The organism is Syntrophorhabdaceae bacterium, from assembly GCA_035541755.1.
GTDB lineage: Bacteria > Desulfobacterota > Syntrophorhabdia > Syntrophorhabdales > Syntrophorhabdaceae > PNOF01.
On the sequence record DATKMQ010000063.1, the window covers coordinates 53677 to 70466 of the forward strand.

Here is a 16790-nt window from a genome sequence, read left to right on the forward strand (position 1 = left end):
GCCTATATCGGCCTTGCCTTGAAAACTGCGAAATAAGAAACCACGTACAAAATGATCGAGAGCACAACAGCCGCGTACAAAAAGACAAGTACAGGGGGGATATAATTACCTCCGCGGGTCTTTTCCATATGTCCGCCTTCTGTTGGGTCTATCTCTTCACCGGACTTAAAGTCTGTACCATAGCGGAAGGAAAGGTAGAGCACGATGGCACCTGCCACTCCAAGGAACAGGGCAAGAACCAGATGATGGAAATCAATCGCGGCGAAAAATCTCACGGGGTCACCCCCTTCATCCTGACAATCATGGTGACGAGCGCAGCCACGATGCCTGAGAGGCCGATAAGGAGGATACCGGCTGCTATAATGATTTCCCGTCCGGCCCCACCTCGCTTATCCGCATTCGTCGGATCGGCCTCGCCCCGTAAAGGAAGGTAACGTGCCCGCTCCTGCTCCCGAAACTGGCCCGCCGCGTGTGCTAAGATGAAAACCGTGAGACTCGTAGCGAGCCCGACGACAAGTAACCCGATCCATATCATGTAATAGAGATTCATTCTCGCCTCCCTCCCCCCTTGGGCCACGTGTCCGCGGGGATGTAAGCCGCGTCGATGCCCCTCGGTTCTCTGTGGGCGTCGCTCTCTCCTACGAACGTCACGGCCACGTAGTCGCCCACATCCCAGATCTTCTCCGATTCGAGTTCGCGCTTGAAGTAGGGCATCGCAGTTCCTGTGATTCCGTTCATGATCTGATAATAAAGAATACCGCCGGATATACCGCGCCCCTTGAGAAGCGTAAAATTGAGAGGAGGAGGATTGAGATAAGGCTCGGCCGGGCCCATGCCGTCTCCAACCGGTCCATGGCAGCCGATGCAGAAACTCTCGAAAATACGATGCCCACGCTTCAATCCCGCGTCAGAGGTGGGGTAAGGGTTCGGAAGGTTCCGCCAGGGCTCAGGTACCATAGAATGAAGCCATTTGACGTTGTCATCCGGGCCGTCCTCGTAAGCCTTAACCGCAGCCGCCTTCCATTGCCGCTGCCTTTCCGTGCGGAAATCGGCATCTTTGAAGCCTAAGGCCTGTTTATAGGCGATGAGCGATGCTATCCGGTCTTTGCCCAGATACTCAAAAGAAGGCATAATGGATTCGGGTCTCACAAACCGGGGATTTATGTAGTGCGCGAGATGCCAGTCGTCAGGATGTTCTCCGCCTTCCTGAGACAGGTCGGGGCCGGTCCTCTCCGAACCCAGAAGGTGCGGCCGCTCTGCCACGTAATCACCTGACTGGGCTATGCGCTCTGCCCCGATATCCCAGTCGATGTTCCGCACAAACTGGGTGTGGCAGTATGTACACCCGTTGGCAATATAGAGTCTCCTGCCCTCTTCCTCGGACGCGGTCCTTGCACGGAATATGTCTGACGGTTTCTCGCTGATGGTTAGCCAGGGGAGGACTACCGAAATAAAGAGCACGGAGGTGAAGATGGCAAGGCCCCCGTATATGAGAAGCTTCAAGGTCACCCTCATGGTTTCTCCTTTGTGGTCTTACCCATGAGGGTTCGCCCCACGTTGTAAAGGCCTATGGCGGCTCCCGCCGCGATGAGTGTACCAAACCCTAGCCGCCATACCCAGTAGACATGCAGTTCGGGAAGGACCTTGTATACGACTGAACCGGCAAGCCAGGCGCTTCCCTGAATCAAACCCGCTATGGTGAGGACCATAAAGAATCCGGTGAGCCCCACGAGTAGGAGCCAGTACTGTATATCGGCGAGCTTACGACTGTAAAGGTCTCTCCCTGTGATCCTCGGGAGGAAGAAATAGAGACCGCCTATGGCAATGAACCCCGAGAAACCAAGCACCGCGATATGAGAATGGCCTATGACCCAGTTCGTCAGGTGGGTAACCCTTTGGACGACCGGAAGGGCCTGGAAGGGCCCCTGGAGACAGACGAGCAGGTACCAGACGAGGCCCGCAAACACAAACTTTCCGCCGATCTCTTCGTGGATATTACTGAGACGCCCCTGAATCGTGAGCCAGAGATTGACGAGAACCGTGGCAACGGGGATGAGCATGCCGATGCTTCCTGTTATAGCCACGATCTTGAGCCATGTGGGGGCGGGCGTCTGCAAAAGATGGTGCGTGCCTATGTGCGGATAGAACATGAGGATGGTCCAGAAACCTACAAGAGAAAGGGTATGACTGAATAAGGGGGCGCGGCATACCACGGGCATCACGTAATACGCAACACCGATCGCAAGCGGCGTCAGGAACAGCCCGACGATCCCATGTCCGTAGAACCACGCGAGTATTCCGTCGGGCATGCCTGTGATTGCCCCCGTGGACGGGTTCCACACGGCGTTCCCGAAGAAATAGATAAAAAAGACGAAGACAAGGGCAGCGAGCGCGTACCAGACCGAAACGTAGAGTACCTTCTCCTCCCTGTCGGCAACGGTTCGCATGAGATTATAAAAGGTAATGCCGAATACTACGAGCACGGCAATATCTACCGGCCAGATATACTCGGCATATTCCCTGCTCTGGGTAAAACCCAAAGCAAGGGTCACTGTTCCAGCCGCGATGAGCAGGTTCCAGATACAGACCGTGGCCCGACCCAGGCCAACGTTAAAGAGAGGCCGCCGCGCCAGACGGGGTACGTAGTAGTTGATGGAACCGAGTAGCGCTGACCCCACAAATCCGAAGATCATGATGTTCGTGTGCATTGGTCGTACACGACCGAACACAAGCCAGGAAACATTCTTGTACAAAGGGAAATCAGGTGCAATCATGGCTGACGCGAGAAAAAGACCGGCCAGTGTGCCTATGACGAACCAGAACGCGCTCGAGAGGAAGAAGCCGGCCGCGGGAAGATAGTGTACTTCTGATGTCTTGATTATGCCCACCCCTTGTCTTCTTTCGTTCAACCCTTCTGATGCGATCTCGTTCAATCTGTTCAAGGACCTTCAGGCCTCCCTCATCTGTGACATGCAAGCCAGCAATCGTGTTGCGCGTTCTTTTTCCGATGGCAGGCGAGGCAGAAACCCATCTTAAAGTCAACCTTTTGCAGCCGATCCATGCTCTTCACGTCGCCGTGACAGTCCATACAATCAAGTTTACCCCATTTGAGATGGGGGACATGGTTAAAAAACACGAAATCAGGTACCCAGAAGACCTGCTTCCAGGGAGTTGGCGTGCCCGAACGAAAATACTGTTCTTCCCGCTTGATCTCAGGATGATTGGGAATTATATACTTGTGGCAGAAAAAACATTTCTCCACGGCAGGAAGACCCGCGTGTTGAGACCGCTCCACATTCGGGTGGCAGAAGCGACAGTTTATACCTTTCACGCCTGCGTGTACCCGATGACTGAAGGAGACCGGCTGGGCGTCTCCGATACGCCTCCCGTAAGAGAAATACAGATAGAGCGTGAGGCCGAAGAGGACCGCGAGCGGAACGAGCCAGAGGTAGCCCGTAGATAATGCCCGTTTCTTACGGTTTTCTTCAGGCTCTCGCCTGGTCTCGGCTTTCTTCATGGCTCCAACCTCTGTTGTCTTAATTCGATCATTTCTCTGAAGAGAGGGTCCGACACAGGCATAAGCGGCACCCGGCTCAAGAAACATTTGAAACAAAGTCCAGAGGCGCCGAAGTATCCAGCAGTGATGAGTATTTCTGTGAACCCGAGAGGGAATTCATTCTGTCGCCAGAGGGAAGGGGCCACGAGTATGAGTTTTTCGAGCCACATACCCGTGAGGATCATAAGGCAAAGCAGAATCATAGGCACTCTTTTCAGCTTTATTCTTCTGCTCAAAAGCACGAAAAACGGTATCAAAAATATCATGAACAGGACGACCCAGGCGAGCGGCTCCCAGGGGGTAAGCTTAACCCTGAGGATCACGTAACGCGTCTCCGCCGGCAGGTTTCCGTACCATATGGTGAGGAACTGGGCGTAGAACAAGTATCCCGTAAACAGGCAGAATGCGAGGGTGAGCTTTCCCAGGTCATGGAAATGTCTTTCGCCCTGGTAATCATTCGGTCTTAAGGTTCGTTGCATAACAAGTGCAATCAGGTAGAGTGCGGCAACGCCCGCGTAGAATGAACCCACCAGGAAATATCCCCCGAGAAGGGTGGAATACCAGTGCGCATCAAGGGCCATGATCAGATCGAATCCGATAAGCGTCAGGACAAATGTGTATGCGATTACGAGGATGGGCGATAAGGTTTTCTGTTTCCTCCAGCTCGCGAGCCATGGACTGGAGCTCTTGTCCTCGCCGGTCGCGTCCCGCGAATTCGCTTGAGATGCGCTCCACTCGGAATCGCCTTTCACGGAAAAGAAGATCATAGTCAGTGCGATTACCGTAAGAAGGAGGAGACCTCCCCCGTCGCGGGCAAACAGAAACGGTACGTTGAGCCAGACGGCCCTATCGGGCACGGGCTGTTTGATCCAGGGAAAAAGCTCCATCCTGCCGAAATAGAGTATCCAGAAGAGAACAAAGGCCACGGGTAGAAATGCGCCGAAGGCCTCGGCAAACCTTTTGAGCGGGCGTCCCCACCGCGCGCCCACTATATTGAGTACAGCCACAAATACGAGAGCACCGCAGGACAGGCCTGTCCAGAAAAGGAAATTCACCAGGTAAGCCTGCCAGGCCCTGAGCGGGTTTTTTCCAAGGACACCCGCAACGAAAGAGACCACCCCGGTAAGAACCAGAATCGCGAGCGCGAGGTTCGTAAGATGTGACCCCTTGAATCTCCTCTTACCCGCCACGCTACCAGGCAACATTGCGCACCTCTCCTGCACCGGATTCCTTAAGCAGTTTCCGTATCTCTTCCTGTTCGCTCCGAGAGCACGCAACAAGCACCCCGAAGCGGTCCTGAGAAAAAACCGGGTCGTATCCGCTGGCCGTGGCACGCCTCGGCAGGCGTCCCAAAAAGATCCAGGCCGCGACACTCGCAAGCACGCCTCCGAGGATAGTTCCTTCAAAGCAGACGATGACCCAGGGCACCCAGGGTAGAACCGGTTTCCCGCTCGTAATAAGGCTAAATGAAAGATGGGCATATATCGCGAGACCCAATAGCCCGAGACCACCTCCGATCCCACCCAAAAGAGTAATCAAACGAGCTCTACTCGGCCTCTTTGCCAGTATCTCATCTATCTCCGGGATATAGAGGGGAGAAAAGACCGTTTCGATCTTTCTCGCACCCGAGGTAAGACCCCGAAGGGCGAAAAGGAAATCGTCAACGTAGGTAAACAGGCCCAAAAGCCCCTCCCTATGCGCCATGATAGTCCTCCTTCGGACGGATTGGGGCGCCCGCCTCTGCCTTAAGTTCGGTTATGGCGATCGACGGCAGGAATTTGACGAAGAGTAAGAACAGAAAGAAGAATAGACAGAATGACCCAAAAGTAATGGACCAATCCACCCAGTTCGGCCAGTAGTTCCCCCACGCAAACGGCAGATAGTCTCTCGCCATGGAACCGCAGATGATCACGAAACGCTCGAGCCACATGCCGATATTTATCAGTATGGAGATGGCAAAAAGCCAGGCAGGGCTCGTCCGCACCCTCTTTATGAAGAAAAACAGGGGGGCGACGGCGTTGCAGCCTGCCATGATCCAAAAGAGCGGTGCGTAGTAACCGATCGCCCTGAAAAGAAAAGTCTGTCGCTCGAAGACGTTGCCGCTGTACCACGCGACAAAAGGCTCAACTACGTAGGCGTAGGCCACAATGAGGCCCATGAGGATCGAGGTCTTTGCCACCTTCTCAAGCGTGTCGATCGTAATCACCGACTCCAGATGAAAGAAACGCCGAAGGGGTATGAGAAGGGAGAGCACCATGGCAAGGCCCGAGTGGATGGCCCCGGCCACAAAATAGGGCGGAAAGATCGTACTGTGATAGCCCGGTATAATGGCGAGCGCAAAGTCCCAGGAGACCACACTGTGTACCGAGATGACAAGCGGCGTGCAGAGCGCTGCAAGGAGAAGATAGGACATACCGTAATGGTGCCATTGCCGGTCTGTGCCCGACCAGCCAAGCGAGAATAAGCCGTAGATCTTCTTTCGAATGCCCGTCATCCGATCGCGGGCGGTCGCAAGGTCGGGGACAAGCCCCGTGTACCAGAACAAGAGGCTTGCCGTCATGTAGGTTGAAACGGCAAGAAAGTCAAAGATGAGCGGCGATTGGAAGTCTGGCCAGAGCGTGCGCTGATTCGGATATGGAATGATCCAATAGAAGACCCAGAAGCGACCAAGGTGTATGAGGGGAAACAGGGATGCGATGAGCACCGCAAAGATTGTCATCGCCTCTGCGCTTCTCGAAATGCTTGTACGAAAGCGCGCACGAAACAGAAAAAGGATGGCCGATATGAGTGTGCCGGAATGGGCGATTCCGATCCAGAAAACAAAGTCTACGAGATAAGCCCCCCAGAGCACCGGCGGCCTATATCCGGCAACACCCATGCCTGTAAGTATCTGGTAGGGCCATACGACGAAATAGCCGTAGATCACCCCCAGTAACAGAAGACCGACTATCACCCAGTAAGTCCGCCCGGCAGGTGCGAGCGTGTTAAGAATCTTCCGGTCTACCTCGTGAAAGGCGAGTCTCTCCACTAGACGCCTCCCACCGTATCCTGCAGCATCTTAAGACGTATCTTCTTCAGATATATCACGCCGGGCTTGGTATTCAGTTCACCAAGCACCTGATAGGCCCTCGATTCCCGAACCGCGCGCGCAACCCGGCTTGCCGGGTCCATGAGATTTCCAAAAATCAACGCATCCGCAGGGCAGGTCTGTACACACGCGGGGGAGATTTCGCCGTCCCGTATTCGTCTATCCTCGCGTCTCGCCCGGATTCGTGCCTCGTTGATACGTTGGATGCAGAAGGAACACTTCTCCATGACGCCCTTTGTCCTTGCCGTTACGTCGGGGTTAAGCTGCCACTCCAGCGGCGGGTCGTGGGTGAAGGTGAACCAGTTAAACCGACGCACCTTGTACGGGCAGTTCTGGCTGCAGAAGCGTGTTCCGATGCATCGATTATAGACCTGGTTGTTGATCCCCTCTAAGCTGTGATTTGGCGCAAAGACAGGACAGACCGCCTCGCAGGGGGCCTCGTCGCAGTGCTGGCAGAGCATAGGGAGAAAGCGGACCAAAGGTTCCGATTTGTCGAAGTATCGTTGTATGTGAAGCCACGCCATTTCCCTGCCCTTGATCACCTGTTTTCTTCCTACAACCGCCACGTTGTTTTCTGCATAGCAGGCTACCACACAGGCGCCGCAGCCTATGCACCTGTCAAGGTCCACGGCCATGCACCACCGGTATCCATCATGCTTGTGAGCGGGATAGAAATCGCGCTCCGCCACGAAACCCTTTGACAGAGGAAGCACCACATCGGGTTTGTGCCGCGGGCTCGAGACGAATTCATGCCATGTCAGCGATCTTGCGATGTTGCGCTCATACTGCCAGGAGGCGCCGTCCGTATGCGCGAATGCAACGGATTTGCCTGTCCTTGCCACCTCCACGTGAAGGCACGGCCTTTGAACCCCTCCTGCCTCATCGAGGGTCGCCTGTAAGATGCGTATGGCGTTTCCCGTGTCGCTCGATGCGAATCGGCCGAAACTCCTTTGGCCGCATCCTATGGGCATGGCGAGCGTGTCGGGCATAATCCCCGGCCAAACAAATGCCGGCGCCTCGATTGAGTGAGAAGCACTGCGTAAGGTGAGCATGTCTCCTCTGTTTACACCGAGCCTTTTCGCAGTCTCAGGATGAACTTCTACCCATCCGTCCCAGGTAACGGCCGTGACGGGGTCGGGCAACTCCTGCAAGAATGGTCGGTTTCCCATGCGTCCATCGAAGAACTGCACGGTGGGGTAAGAAACAAGACAGATGGCCCCTCGGACGCGGGTACGCCCTTCATCAGTAGCAGAGAACCGGTCTTTGAGCGACGGCAAGCGGGCGGCGCTTGATGAGCCTCTGCCTTCTTTCCACAGGCCTCCCCTTCTTAAGGCTTGCTGGCACGCTTCGTGTGTATCCCCGCCTTGCTCCCCGGTCTTTTCTTGAACCTTGAAGGAGCTGCGAAGCGCCTCAAACGTGTCCTTGTGGGGAAACGCAGCCGCACCTTTCAGCGCACGCCCGATGGACAGAAGAATATCGCCTGGGGTCCGCGTGTCGAACACAGAGCCCATTACGGGCTGCAGCAACCCACGCATGCCCGTCCACGGAGAATAGTCACCCCAAGATTCAAGGAACGTGTGGATCGGCATGATCAGGTGGGCGAGTGAATTTGTCTCATCGGGAAAACTCGAAAGGCTGACAACAAGCGGCACAGACTTTAATGCCTCGGAAAATCCCCATTGATCGGGCAAATTATAGACCGGGTTCGCCCGGAGAATAAATAAAACGTCGATCTCACGGGCACTCATCCTACCCACGAACTCCTTCATCTCTCTCGCTCGGCTCATTCGGGAAAGCGAGGATATAACGGAGAAGTCGATGGTTCCGGCCCGTGGGGGAGCGAGCCTGCAGAGGATGTTCACAGCCTTCGCAGTCTCGAAGGCGTAGGCATCCTCATAACCCAAACCTTCGGCAAGTGCAAGGGGGCGCCTGGCTCTCATAAAGGCGGCTGAGATCATTTTCAGCGTTTCTTCGCTCACGCCCGCGCGTTCTGCCACCACCTGAGTGGTAAATCCTGACACAGCCGACTTCATGCTTTCCCGATCGTTACCATCAAGGCCGGGGGCATAGCCCTTCTCAAGAAGCATCCGGATGAGGCCTAAAGCAACCGTGGACTGCTCTCCCGGTGGCACGGCTATCCAGTGGTCGGCATTGGCGGCGGTCATGGAAAGGCGTGGGCCCACATACAGGAAAGGATGCCTGACCCCTCTCGAGAGCTCACGAAACCGGGCAAACTGACGGGCATAACGCACGTTCGAGACCCATGTTTCGAGAAAATTTGCGCCAAAGGAAATGAGAAAATCGGCCGCGTCCAGGTTATATGACGGTATGGCATCGATGCCGAAGATCGCCTGGTTGGCCTGCCTTAAGGCCTCGTACGCCAGGGGCTCATACGTGATGTGTCCTTCCGATCCTACGGCGGATAGAAAACCACGGATTATCTCCCGCTCCACTCCCGTTGTCAGATCGCTGATAAAGGCCACGCGCTGTCCGCCCATTCCTGGTGGCAATTGAGATAGCGCGTGCGTGACTCTATTTTCCGCTTGAGACCACGTGATCGGCGTGAGTGCGCCGCTCACAGCTCTTTTTGAGGGTTGCCGGAGGCGGTCCGGATTATAGATGCCCTGAACCGATGCCTGACCTCTTGCGCAGAGTTTGCCGGTATTGACCGGGTTGAGGGGGTTCCCCTCCACTTTAATGACCCTGCCGTCACAATTCTTAGCAAGCATCCCGCATCCGGCCGGGCATTCTCTGCAGGTTGTGGCGTACCAGCTTGCCTCGCCGGGAACGATATCCTCCGGATCCGTGATGAACGGTATGAGCGTGCGTGTAGCATCTGAACAACTCCCCAGAGAGGCGCTTAAGCCAAGGAGCCCTGCAGCCTTCAGGAACAGACGACGCGATAGGTCCACTCTACCCTCACATTATTCAATTTTTCGAAGATTGACCTATTTTATACAGCGAATCCCGAGTGAAAGACAGGGCCGATGCTTGAGAAAGCAACATCGGCCGGTCTACCCCCATCAGTCATGCCTATTTAATCTTTTTCTTGCATCGGGTGCAGAACATAGGGTTATCATCGTGGATCGTATCTTCGGTGATGAGCTGGTTAGGCCCGGCTTCCTCCCTTTCTTCATCCGTGGCGCACACGGGACAAACGAGCGTCTTGTTCTTGAGTTGATATGCCCTGATTTCTTTCTCCTGTAGCGGTCCCTTCATATCTTTACCTTCCTTTTGATTGTTATTGGCCTTTTCTTTAGGTCTTTCAATACTATGTGACAGGAGATGCGCTTAGTCAATACCACAAAGTCCTTCAAAGCGTGAGCCTCTCAAGGTACCCAGTAACCCGCGCCCCTCAGACTGTAAGATAGGCATCCGGGGCGAGACTCGTGGCGAGCATCGCCATATTGATATCACGGTGCTCCGTCCAGATGGCAGATTCCTGGTTTGCTGCATTAAGCCAGAACGTTTCAATTTCGTCGACGAGAGGCATATAATCTATCAACGCCTTAATGTTCCGGTAGATAACTTTTTGCCCGTCGAAGAGACGCTTCTTTTCCCTCGTGAGATCGTCCAGTTTGAAAAGCGCCTTAAGCCCGATCGAGAGGCCCAGTTCACGAAATGCGAGACGGTACTCGAGAGGCGCCTTGAGCAAACCCCTTTTGTGAGAGGACTGAATGCCCGTCAGGGCATCCGATAGTACGCTCAAAAGAAGGTGCTGGTCGTTCGAAACGCCGCTTACGATCAATTGGGCGAGCCTGTACGAGTCCGTGAGCAAGCCCCCGATACCGAGTGGATCATCCGTGAGCCAGCTTCTCTTACGGCACATTTCAGCCATGTCTCTTAGTTCCCCGGCAAGATTCAAAACCCCGCCTCCGCCCGTGTGTCTTAAGCGGGTCGCGTCGAGACATCGGTATGTAACGTATCCATCGAGAGGGTCATGGTGTCCCATGGATGAAACGAGCGGATACGTGAGGTCCGTGCTCATCTTCCAGTACATGCGCTTTTCATGAGGCGAACCGCGGCTCGTATAGACGAAGGAGTTGTGTATCCCTTTCGCAAGTTCAATGGCCCAGGCGTTGAATTTCGCATCTTTCAACACCGCAGCGCACCTATTCAATGCGTGCATCCATTTTGTCAGATAGTGAAAGTACTGCCCGTCCCTATCCCATTCCGCCTCGTCATCAAACGGCTCATCAGGTGCTCGTTCCCTGAGCTTCTTTCCGATCCGTAGGCCTCCTGCCGTGGGATGCAGCCTGCCCTTAGCTTCGGCAAGGCCGCTCAACCAGCCTTTTTTTCGATCATCCGGGCGATGACGGCCGAGCACCGCGTGTACCTGGTCTACGAGATCTCTCGCAAGCTTACCGTAAAGCTGGTCCTCAGTCCTTCCGTGAAGCTCCAGGAAGTTGCAAAGGGCAAAGGCATCCGTCCAGAGATAGCGCGTAGGTTGCTTACGGGCCGGAAACAAGCCCGTGAACCGCGCAAAATCAATCATTATGTCACGGACCTGAGGTAGTGCGTCGCTTTCCAGCATGTATGTTTCACCGGTCTGATCCCAGGCATACCCGGGGATTTGTCACACACCTCAATCTTCTCGAACGTCTCGGAAGTCACACCCCTTAAGGACCCCCGACTTCACGGGGGGCAAAACGGTCACCTGCGACCAGCGTCGTCTGTATATCCTTCCGCACAAAGGTACGAAGCGCTGCGATGACGAGCGGAATAACTCCCAGGCCAATAAAGATCAGATCCGCCGGTAACCTCAGCCATTCGAGGAGGTGCATCGCGGGCACATTCAGAAAAGCAGGATTCCGTGCATGCCAGTATCCGTTATTCAATACGTCCACAAACTGCATAACTCCCGAAGGAAAAAGACTCAGGGCAACCATTAGGGCAAGACCCACATTCAAACCGAAGAACGAAACCCTGACATATTTCTCAATATCAGCCCATTGTCTTTCCGTCGAAGTCTGTCTCAGACCGAATACAATGTAAGCCACGCCGAGCATGCCAAACACACCCATGAGCGCGGCGTGTCCGTGGTTGGGGGTAAGATTGGTTCCAGCTTCGAAATAGCTGACGATGGGAAGGTTTATAAGGAAACCAAAGATCCCAGCCCCCACGAAATTCCAAAAACCAACCGCTATGAGAAAGAGAAACGTCCACCTGTGTGGCACAATAAGCTCTTTCCCACAAACGTCACACTTTCCATGGCCCAGCCTAATGAAATCCCACGCGTCAAGCGTAAGCAGGGTAAGCGGTACCACTTCCATAGCCGAAAATATGGCTGACAGGGCCATGTTCGTCTGTGACTGACCCGTCCAGTACCAGTGGTGTCCAGTACCGATAATGCCGCTTCCCAGAAACAGGATCGCGTCAAGGTAGATGATCCTGGTGGCGGTCTGGCGGGAAACCATGTCCAACCGATAGAAAAGCACAGCCACCATGACCGTTGCAAAAAGCTCGAAGAATCCCTCTACCCAAAGGTGAATGATCCAAAATCGCCAGTTATCCACAACCGTAAAATTGGTTTTGCCTGTGAAGAACATGGCCGGTACGTAGAAGAGCGGGATAGTGAGCGCGGCCATAAGAAAAAGCTTTGCGATCTCGCTCTTTGCCGGATCATTAAAGGCGCTACGGATGATCCTGTAAACGAGAATCCACCAGATGAGCAATCCGACGGCGAGCAAAAATTGCCATGCCCTTCCGAGTTCGAGATACTCCCACCCTTGATGTCCGAGCCAGAACCAGGCTTCACCAAGTAGCTGCCTCACGCCGAACATCTCCCCAAGAAGACTGCCCAGGACGATCACGATAAGAACAAGAAACAACACATGAATCATGATCCTCTGTGATTTGGTTTCCCTCTCTCCCAGCGAAGAGGCAAGAAAAAGCCCACCCCCAATCCAGGCCGTGACTATCCAAAAAACCGCGAGCTGCAGATGCCAGGTACGCAGGATGTTACTTGGAAGATAATACGCGAGGTTTAAACCGTAAAAGCTTGATGGGTCAGCGCGGAAATGAGCCGTGGCGCCGCCCACAAGTGTCTGCGCAAGAAAGAGCAACGTAGCCGCTACGAAATACTTGATAGTTGCCTTCTGCGCTTGGTTCATGATCCCCGAGAGCATCCCGGGGTGAACATGTTCTCCCTTGCCCTTCCATCCGAGATAGCCGAACTTTCCGAAGGAAAAGAGCACCGCCGCGGTACCCGCGAGCAACGCAATAAGGCTCAACGCACTCCAGAGAAAGGTGTTGGCGTCGGGGTTGTTTCCTGCCACGGGATCGTATGGGAAATTGTTTGTGTATGAGTATGATTTACCTGGACGATTGGCCGCAGATGCCCAGGCGGCCCAGGCAAAAAAAGCCGTTAGCTCCTTAACATCTTTGCTGTCCGATATGGCCTTGGGTAATAGACCTCTATTCCCCACAGATTCTGCAAAATAGGCTTTCCACTTTCCTTGCTGATGTTCGTAAGAGAAAGCCTCCGGCGCGCTGAAAACGAGTATCCGCCTTGCCGGATCGTACCGGTTCTCCTTTAGGACGTCGTGCACCAAGGCTTGTACCATGGTTTTCTGTGATTCGTTGAGCCCCGGGGCATCTCTTTGGAAATATTGGTGCGCCAACAGGCCAGTCGTATCCATCGCCAATGTATGAAGATATTCCGCCGAGAAATCGGGGCCAATATAGGCCCCATGCCCCCAGATGCTACCATTTTCCATGAGTCCGTGCTTGAGAAACACTTCCTGTCCCGACATAATATCATTGCCGCTAAACAGTGTATTGCCGGAAGTATCGATAACCTTGAGCGGTACGGGTGGTGCATCCGAGTAAGCCCTAAACGCCACCCAGAGGAGAACGGCAAAACAGGCTACGACTATAAAGACGACCGAACGCCGCCACCAGAGAGACAGCGTCTCAGCTTGTTCTGACGAGTTCATAAATACCTCTCTCGCTTCGCCGCAGTAGGTTGACAGCCGAATTCATTTGTCTCGAAGTCATAAAGACCGCCCGGGGCTACCGGTACGCCCGGGGCTGCTGCGGGCAGCTCATTTGCCTTTACGGCCCGGGGATGCGGGTGGAGGTTTGATCTCTTTACGGCATTTGGTGAAATACTTCTGGTTCCTCAACTCGAAGGTGCGCTGTCTGCAATGAGGACACGTATACCACACGTCATTTCCGCATTTGGGGCAGTATCCCGGTGTGTGCGTCTCCTTTGTAGAGACACTTCTCGAATAATTGCACGCCGGATTTGAACACAGATTGTAATGCGCCATAAGGTCACCTCGGAGCAGCGATTTAAGCAGAATACATATGTGTATTCATCATCGCCGATGCATTCTGTCAAGGGGCACGCGCATATAAAAACACTTCACTTTACTTCACAAAACGGTTGACAGGTCTTATGCTTTGTAAGGGATGTTACCCGAGGCGTGTGATTATTGCTTGAAAAATGTCATAAGGAGGAGGGCGCAATGATGAAAACAACGGTACGTGTATTCGTGGTATTTGCTGTGATGGGTTTGTTTCTTGCGGGATGCGGGTGCTTTCAACAGCAGATGAGGGGTGAGACGCAGGCGCCGCCTGCCCCCATGGCGCAAACAGTCACGCCCGAGGCCAAGCCGGAGATGCCTGTCGCGGCTGCCGCCCCGGCTGCTGTGGCCTCGGCTCCATCTGTCATGTTAAAGGACATCAATTTCGATTTCGACAAATCCAATATCCGTCCCATGGACGCCGACATTTTGAAAGGGGACGTGGGCTGGTTTAACGCAAATGCGGGCAAAAAGGTCAGGATTGAGGGCAATTGCGATGAGCGGGGAACCGTGGAATATAACCTTGCCTTGGGGCAAAGAAGGGCTGACTCCACCAAGGACTTCCTGTCTAATCTCGGGGTCGACGCCAAGTTGCTCACCACCATAAGCTACGGAAAAGAGAAACCGCTCTGCCAGGAACACAATGAGGACTGCTGGGCAAAAAATAGACGCGCACACTTTGTGCCCGCCGACTGAGCAGAACGACCCAAAACCGGACGGAATGTTGAAGGGAACGATGGGCAAAGAAAGCCCTAAAGTTCTCAAAGTTTGAAAGGGATTTTATTCTTTCTATATCGAGTTCGTTTAACACGAGGGCCCGGGCCTTTGCATCTCACCCAAGGCCGAGAGGGTAGTTTCCCGCGTGATGCCCCTCTCTTAAGCCCTCGATCACGATGAACAGGTAGCCTTTTTTCGAACCGTCGAGCGTGGTGTACTTCACAGAATAGTCCGTGGCAAGCCGTAGATTACCACTTTCTTCACCAGGTTCTTTTGCAGGATTACGTGGAGCTCTGTTTCATGGCCCCCTTCATCCTGAAAAGCCGAGTAACTGTCGAATGCCGGGTGCTACGCTGTGGTGATGGCCGTATTTCCTGTCAAGTGACAGGAGCCTTGATAAACGGGGGCTCGGTGACTAAATTCTAGGTGCCTGTTGCCGAATCGAAGCTAACCGGGGGAGAATTTTGCGGGTACTCGCTATGGAACATGATCCTGGTGTGGTCGATTTTTTGTCTCAGCCGGAGAACTATCCTGAAAGAGTGGCGTTAATCGATCACGTGGAGACACATATATCCCATGTCTTTGTCTGTGATGACTTTGCGTACAAGATAAAGAAGCCGGTCAGCCTGGGGTTCGTTGATTTTTCATCGCTTAAGAAACGGCGTTTCTTCTGTAAACGCGAGATAGCCTTGAATGCCCGACTCGCAAAAGATATCTACCTCTCGGTCCTTCCCATCTACCGAACAGAGCACGGTTACTCTTTCGCGCCTCATCGCGCGGCTCATATCGTGGAATATGCGATAAAGATGAAAAGGATTTCCATGGATTGTCTTCTTTTTAAGCTCGTAAGCGATGGCAGGCCGCTCTACGGCGAGATGGAACGCGTTGGTGCCACCCTCGCCGATTTCCATAAGAGCTCCTCCCCTTACCGAGGCAAGAGGTACGGCACGTATGAAACGATCACTCACGCCACCTCGCAGAACTTCGAACAGATTAAGCCTTACTTGGGTCTTACTATCGATGCGCCCCTTCTTGAGAGGCTCATGGAATACACGCGGGCATTTCTCGAGAGCGATGGGGGGCTATTTTCGGCGAGAAAGAGGTCTTTGCACGTGCGCGACGGTCATGGCGACCTGCACTGTCAGCACATATGTCTCGAGCAACCGCCCATCATCTTTGACTGCATCGAATTCAATGACGCCTTTCGCGTGATCGACGTGCTTTTAGACGTGGCGTTTCTGTTTATGGATCTCGAATATAGAGGCAGGTTCGACCTCTCATCACGCCTTCTTGCCGCCTACTTCTCGCGGCAAAAGGATGAATTCCACCGGAATCTTCTCACCTTCTACAAGGTTTACCGGGCCGTGGTGCGCGGCAAGGTGGAGGGGTTCAGGGCAGCAGGACTCGCTCAAGGGAAAGAAAGGGAGGAGGCCCTGAAGGCAGCCAATGATTATTTCCGGCTCGCCGACTATTATGTGGCCGACGGAAACAAGCATTTTAATCCCATTGTATTCATGGGCCTGTCAGGGTCAGGTAAATCGACAATAGCCAGAGATTTTTCATCGCACGCCATTGTTCTCAAATCCGATGAGGTGAGAAAACAGCTGGCGGGCCTTGAAAGTAGCGTTCACATGTACGAAGACTACGGTAAGGGCATCTATGCGCCGGAATTGACCGACAAATTTTATGGCATCCTTCTTGAAAAAACATTGGAGCATGCGGGTTCCGGACAGAAGGTAGTGGTCGACGCCACCTACCTCACGGCGAACCATCGCAGGGATTTTTACTATCACTGCCGTAAGCGCGGTCTCAACCCCTTTTTTGTTCACTGCTTTGCCGATGAGAAGACACTGAGGAAAAGAATCACCCAGCGGATTTACGAGGGAACTGACCCGTCGGATGCCCACCTCGGCGTACTCGACCATCAGTTGGAACACCGTGAAGACCCTGAGGAGTTGCCATCTTACAGGGTTCTTAAGATCAATACGGATCACGCCGTCCATGATATCGTATCGGCGCTCAAGGAATTCCTGTAACGCGGAAGAGCTTAAGACGCGTGTGCCGGGAGATTTTGCAATTCACCGGATATTTTAGTAGTATAAATTGCTCTGTTTTGATG

Annotated in this window: 14 protein-coding genes; 2 read left to right on the top strand and 12 right to left on the bottom strand. The window is 53.7% G+C overall.

Annotation, left to right across the window (positions count from 1 at the left end; genetic code table 11):
* Positions 1-2: 2 nt before the first annotated feature.
* The 12 genes from VMT62_05630 to VMT62_05685 all read right to left on the bottom strand — a co-directional run bounded on the left by VMT62_05630 (position 3) and on the right by VMT62_05685 (position 13582).
* Complete coding sequence (locus VMT62_05630; GenBank protein HVN95888.1) at positions 3-275, bottom strand: hypothetical protein; 273 nt, start codon at positions 273-275, stop codon at positions 3-5.
* On the bottom strand, positions 272-550 hold the full coding sequence (locus VMT62_05635; protein ID HVN95889.1) for a hypothetical protein: 279 nt from the start codon (positions 548-550) through the stop codon (positions 272-274). The genes VMT62_05630 and VMT62_05635 overlap by 4 nt, the downstream gene beginning before the upstream one ends.
* Positions 547-1515 carry a cbb3-type cytochrome c oxidase subunit II gene (locus VMT62_05640; GenBank protein ID HVN95890.1) on the bottom strand — a complete coding sequence of 323 codons (969 nt, stop codon included), beginning with the start codon at positions 1513-1515 and terminating at the stop codon, positions 547-549. Before VMT62_05640 ends, VMT62_05635 begins: the two co-directional genes overlap by 4 nt.
* On the bottom strand, positions 1512-2942 hold the full coding sequence (locus VMT62_05645; protein ID HVN95891.1) for a cbb3-type cytochrome c oxidase subunit I: 1431 nt from the start codon (positions 2940-2942) through the stop codon (positions 1512-1514). Before VMT62_05645 ends, VMT62_05640 begins: the two co-directional genes overlap by 4 nt.
* A gap of 17 nt (positions 2943-2959) precedes the next feature.
* Positions 2960-3517 carry a cytochrome c3 family protein gene (locus VMT62_05650; protein ID HVN95892.1) on the bottom strand — a complete coding sequence of 186 codons (558 nt, stop codon included), beginning with the start codon at positions 3515-3517 and terminating at the stop codon, positions 2960-2962.
* The gene (gene nrfD, locus VMT62_05655; GenBank protein HVN95893.1) at positions 3514-4761 is read right to left on the bottom strand and encodes an NrfD/PsrC family molybdoenzyme membrane anchor subunit; all 1248 of its coding nucleotides are present in this window, start codon (positions 4759-4761) and stop codon (positions 3514-3516) included. The genes VMT62_05650 and nrfD (VMT62_05655) overlap by 4 nt, the downstream gene beginning before the upstream one ends.
* The gene (locus VMT62_05660) at positions 4748-5260 is read right to left on the bottom strand and encodes a quinol:electron acceptor oxidoreductase subunit ActD (GenBank protein HVN95894.1); all 513 of its coding nucleotides are present in this window, start codon (positions 5258-5260) and stop codon (positions 4748-4750) included. Before VMT62_05660 ends, nrfD (VMT62_05655) begins: the two co-directional genes overlap by 14 nt.
* Positions 5250-6584 (bottom strand): NrfD/PsrC family molybdoenzyme membrane anchor subunit, encoded by a 1335-nt coding sequence (gene nrfD / locus VMT62_05665; protein HVN95895.1) that lies wholly within the window; start codon positions 6582-6584, stop codon positions 5250-5252. Before nrfD (VMT62_05665) ends, VMT62_05660 begins: the two co-directional genes overlap by 11 nt.
* Positions 6584-9556, bottom strand: a complete 2973-nt coding sequence (locus tag VMT62_05670; GenBank protein ID HVN95896.1) for a molybdopterin-dependent oxidoreductase — start codon at positions 9554-9556, stop codon at positions 6584-6586. Before VMT62_05670 ends, nrfD (VMT62_05665) begins: the two co-directional genes overlap by 1 nt.
* 121 nt (positions 9557-9677) lie before the next feature.
* Positions 9678-9863, bottom strand: a complete 186-nt coding sequence (locus VMT62_05675; protein HVN95897.1) for a hypothetical protein — start codon at positions 9861-9863, stop codon at positions 9678-9680.
* Positions 9864-9999: 136 nt separating this feature from the next.
* Positions 10000-11178, bottom strand: coding sequence for a hypothetical protein (locus VMT62_05680; GenBank protein HVN95898.1), 1179 nt, complete (start codon positions 11176-11178; stop codon positions 10000-10002).
* Between the two features lie 85 nt (positions 11179-11263).
* Positions 11264-13582 carry a cbb3-type cytochrome c oxidase subunit I gene (locus VMT62_05685; protein HVN95899.1) on the bottom strand — a complete coding sequence of 773 codons (2319 nt, stop codon included), beginning with the start codon at positions 13580-13582 and terminating at the stop codon, positions 11264-11266.
* Between the two features lie 534 nt (positions 13583-14116).
* Between VMT62_05685 and pal the strand changes: the two genes are divergently transcribed.
* Positions 14117-14650 (top strand): peptidoglycan-associated lipoprotein Pal, encoded by a 534-nt coding sequence (gene pal / locus VMT62_05690; GenBank protein ID HVN95900.1) that lies wholly within the window; start codon positions 14117-14119, stop codon positions 14648-14650.
* Between the two features lie 500 nt (positions 14651-15150).
* Entirely contained in the window at positions 15151-16707 is a 1557-nt protein-coding gene (locus VMT62_05695) for an AAA family ATPase (GenBank protein ID HVN95901.1), read from the top strand.
* Positions 16708-16790: the final 83 nt, after the last annotated feature.

Bases quoted from the DNA above. Each gene is read 5' to 3' on its own strand.
- VMT62_05635 (HVN95889.1), bottom strand. From the start codon at position 550: ATGAATCTCTATTACATGATATGGATCGGGTTACTTGTCGTCGGGCTC.
- VMT62_05640 (HVN95890.1), bottom strand. From the start codon at position 1,515: ATGAGGGTGACCTTGAAGCTTCTCATATACGGGGGCCTTGCCATCTTC.
- VMT62_05650 (HVN95892.1), bottom strand. From the start codon at position 3,517: ATGAAGAAAGCCGAGACCAGGCGAGAGCCTGAAGAAAACCGTAAGAAA.
- nrfD (HVN95893.1), bottom strand. From the start codon at position 4,761: ATGTTGCCTGGTAGCGTGGCGGGTAAGAGGAGATTCAAGGGGTCACAT.
- VMT62_05660 (HVN95894.1), bottom strand. From the start codon at position 5,260: ATGGCGCATAGGGAGGGGCTTTTGGGCCTGTTTACCTACGTTGACGAT.
- VMT62_05675 (HVN95897.1), bottom strand. From the start codon at position 9,863: ATGAAGGGACCGCTACAGGAGAAAGAAATCAGGGCATATCAACTCAAG.
- VMT62_05680 (HVN95898.1), bottom strand. From the start codon at position 11,178: ATGCTGGAAAGCGACGCACTACCTCAGGTCCGTGACATAATGATTGAT.
- VMT62_05685 (HVN95899.1), bottom strand. From the start codon at position 13,582: ATGAACTCGTCAGAACAAGCTGAGACGCTGTCTCTCTGGTGGCGGCGT.
- pal (HVN95900.1), top strand. From the start codon at position 14,117: ATGATGAAAACAACGGTACGTGTATTCGTGGTATTTGCTGTGATGGGT.
- VMT62_05695 (HVN95901.1), top strand. From the start codon at position 15,151: ATGGAACATGATCCTGGTGTGGTCGATTTTTTGTCTCAGCCGGAGAAC.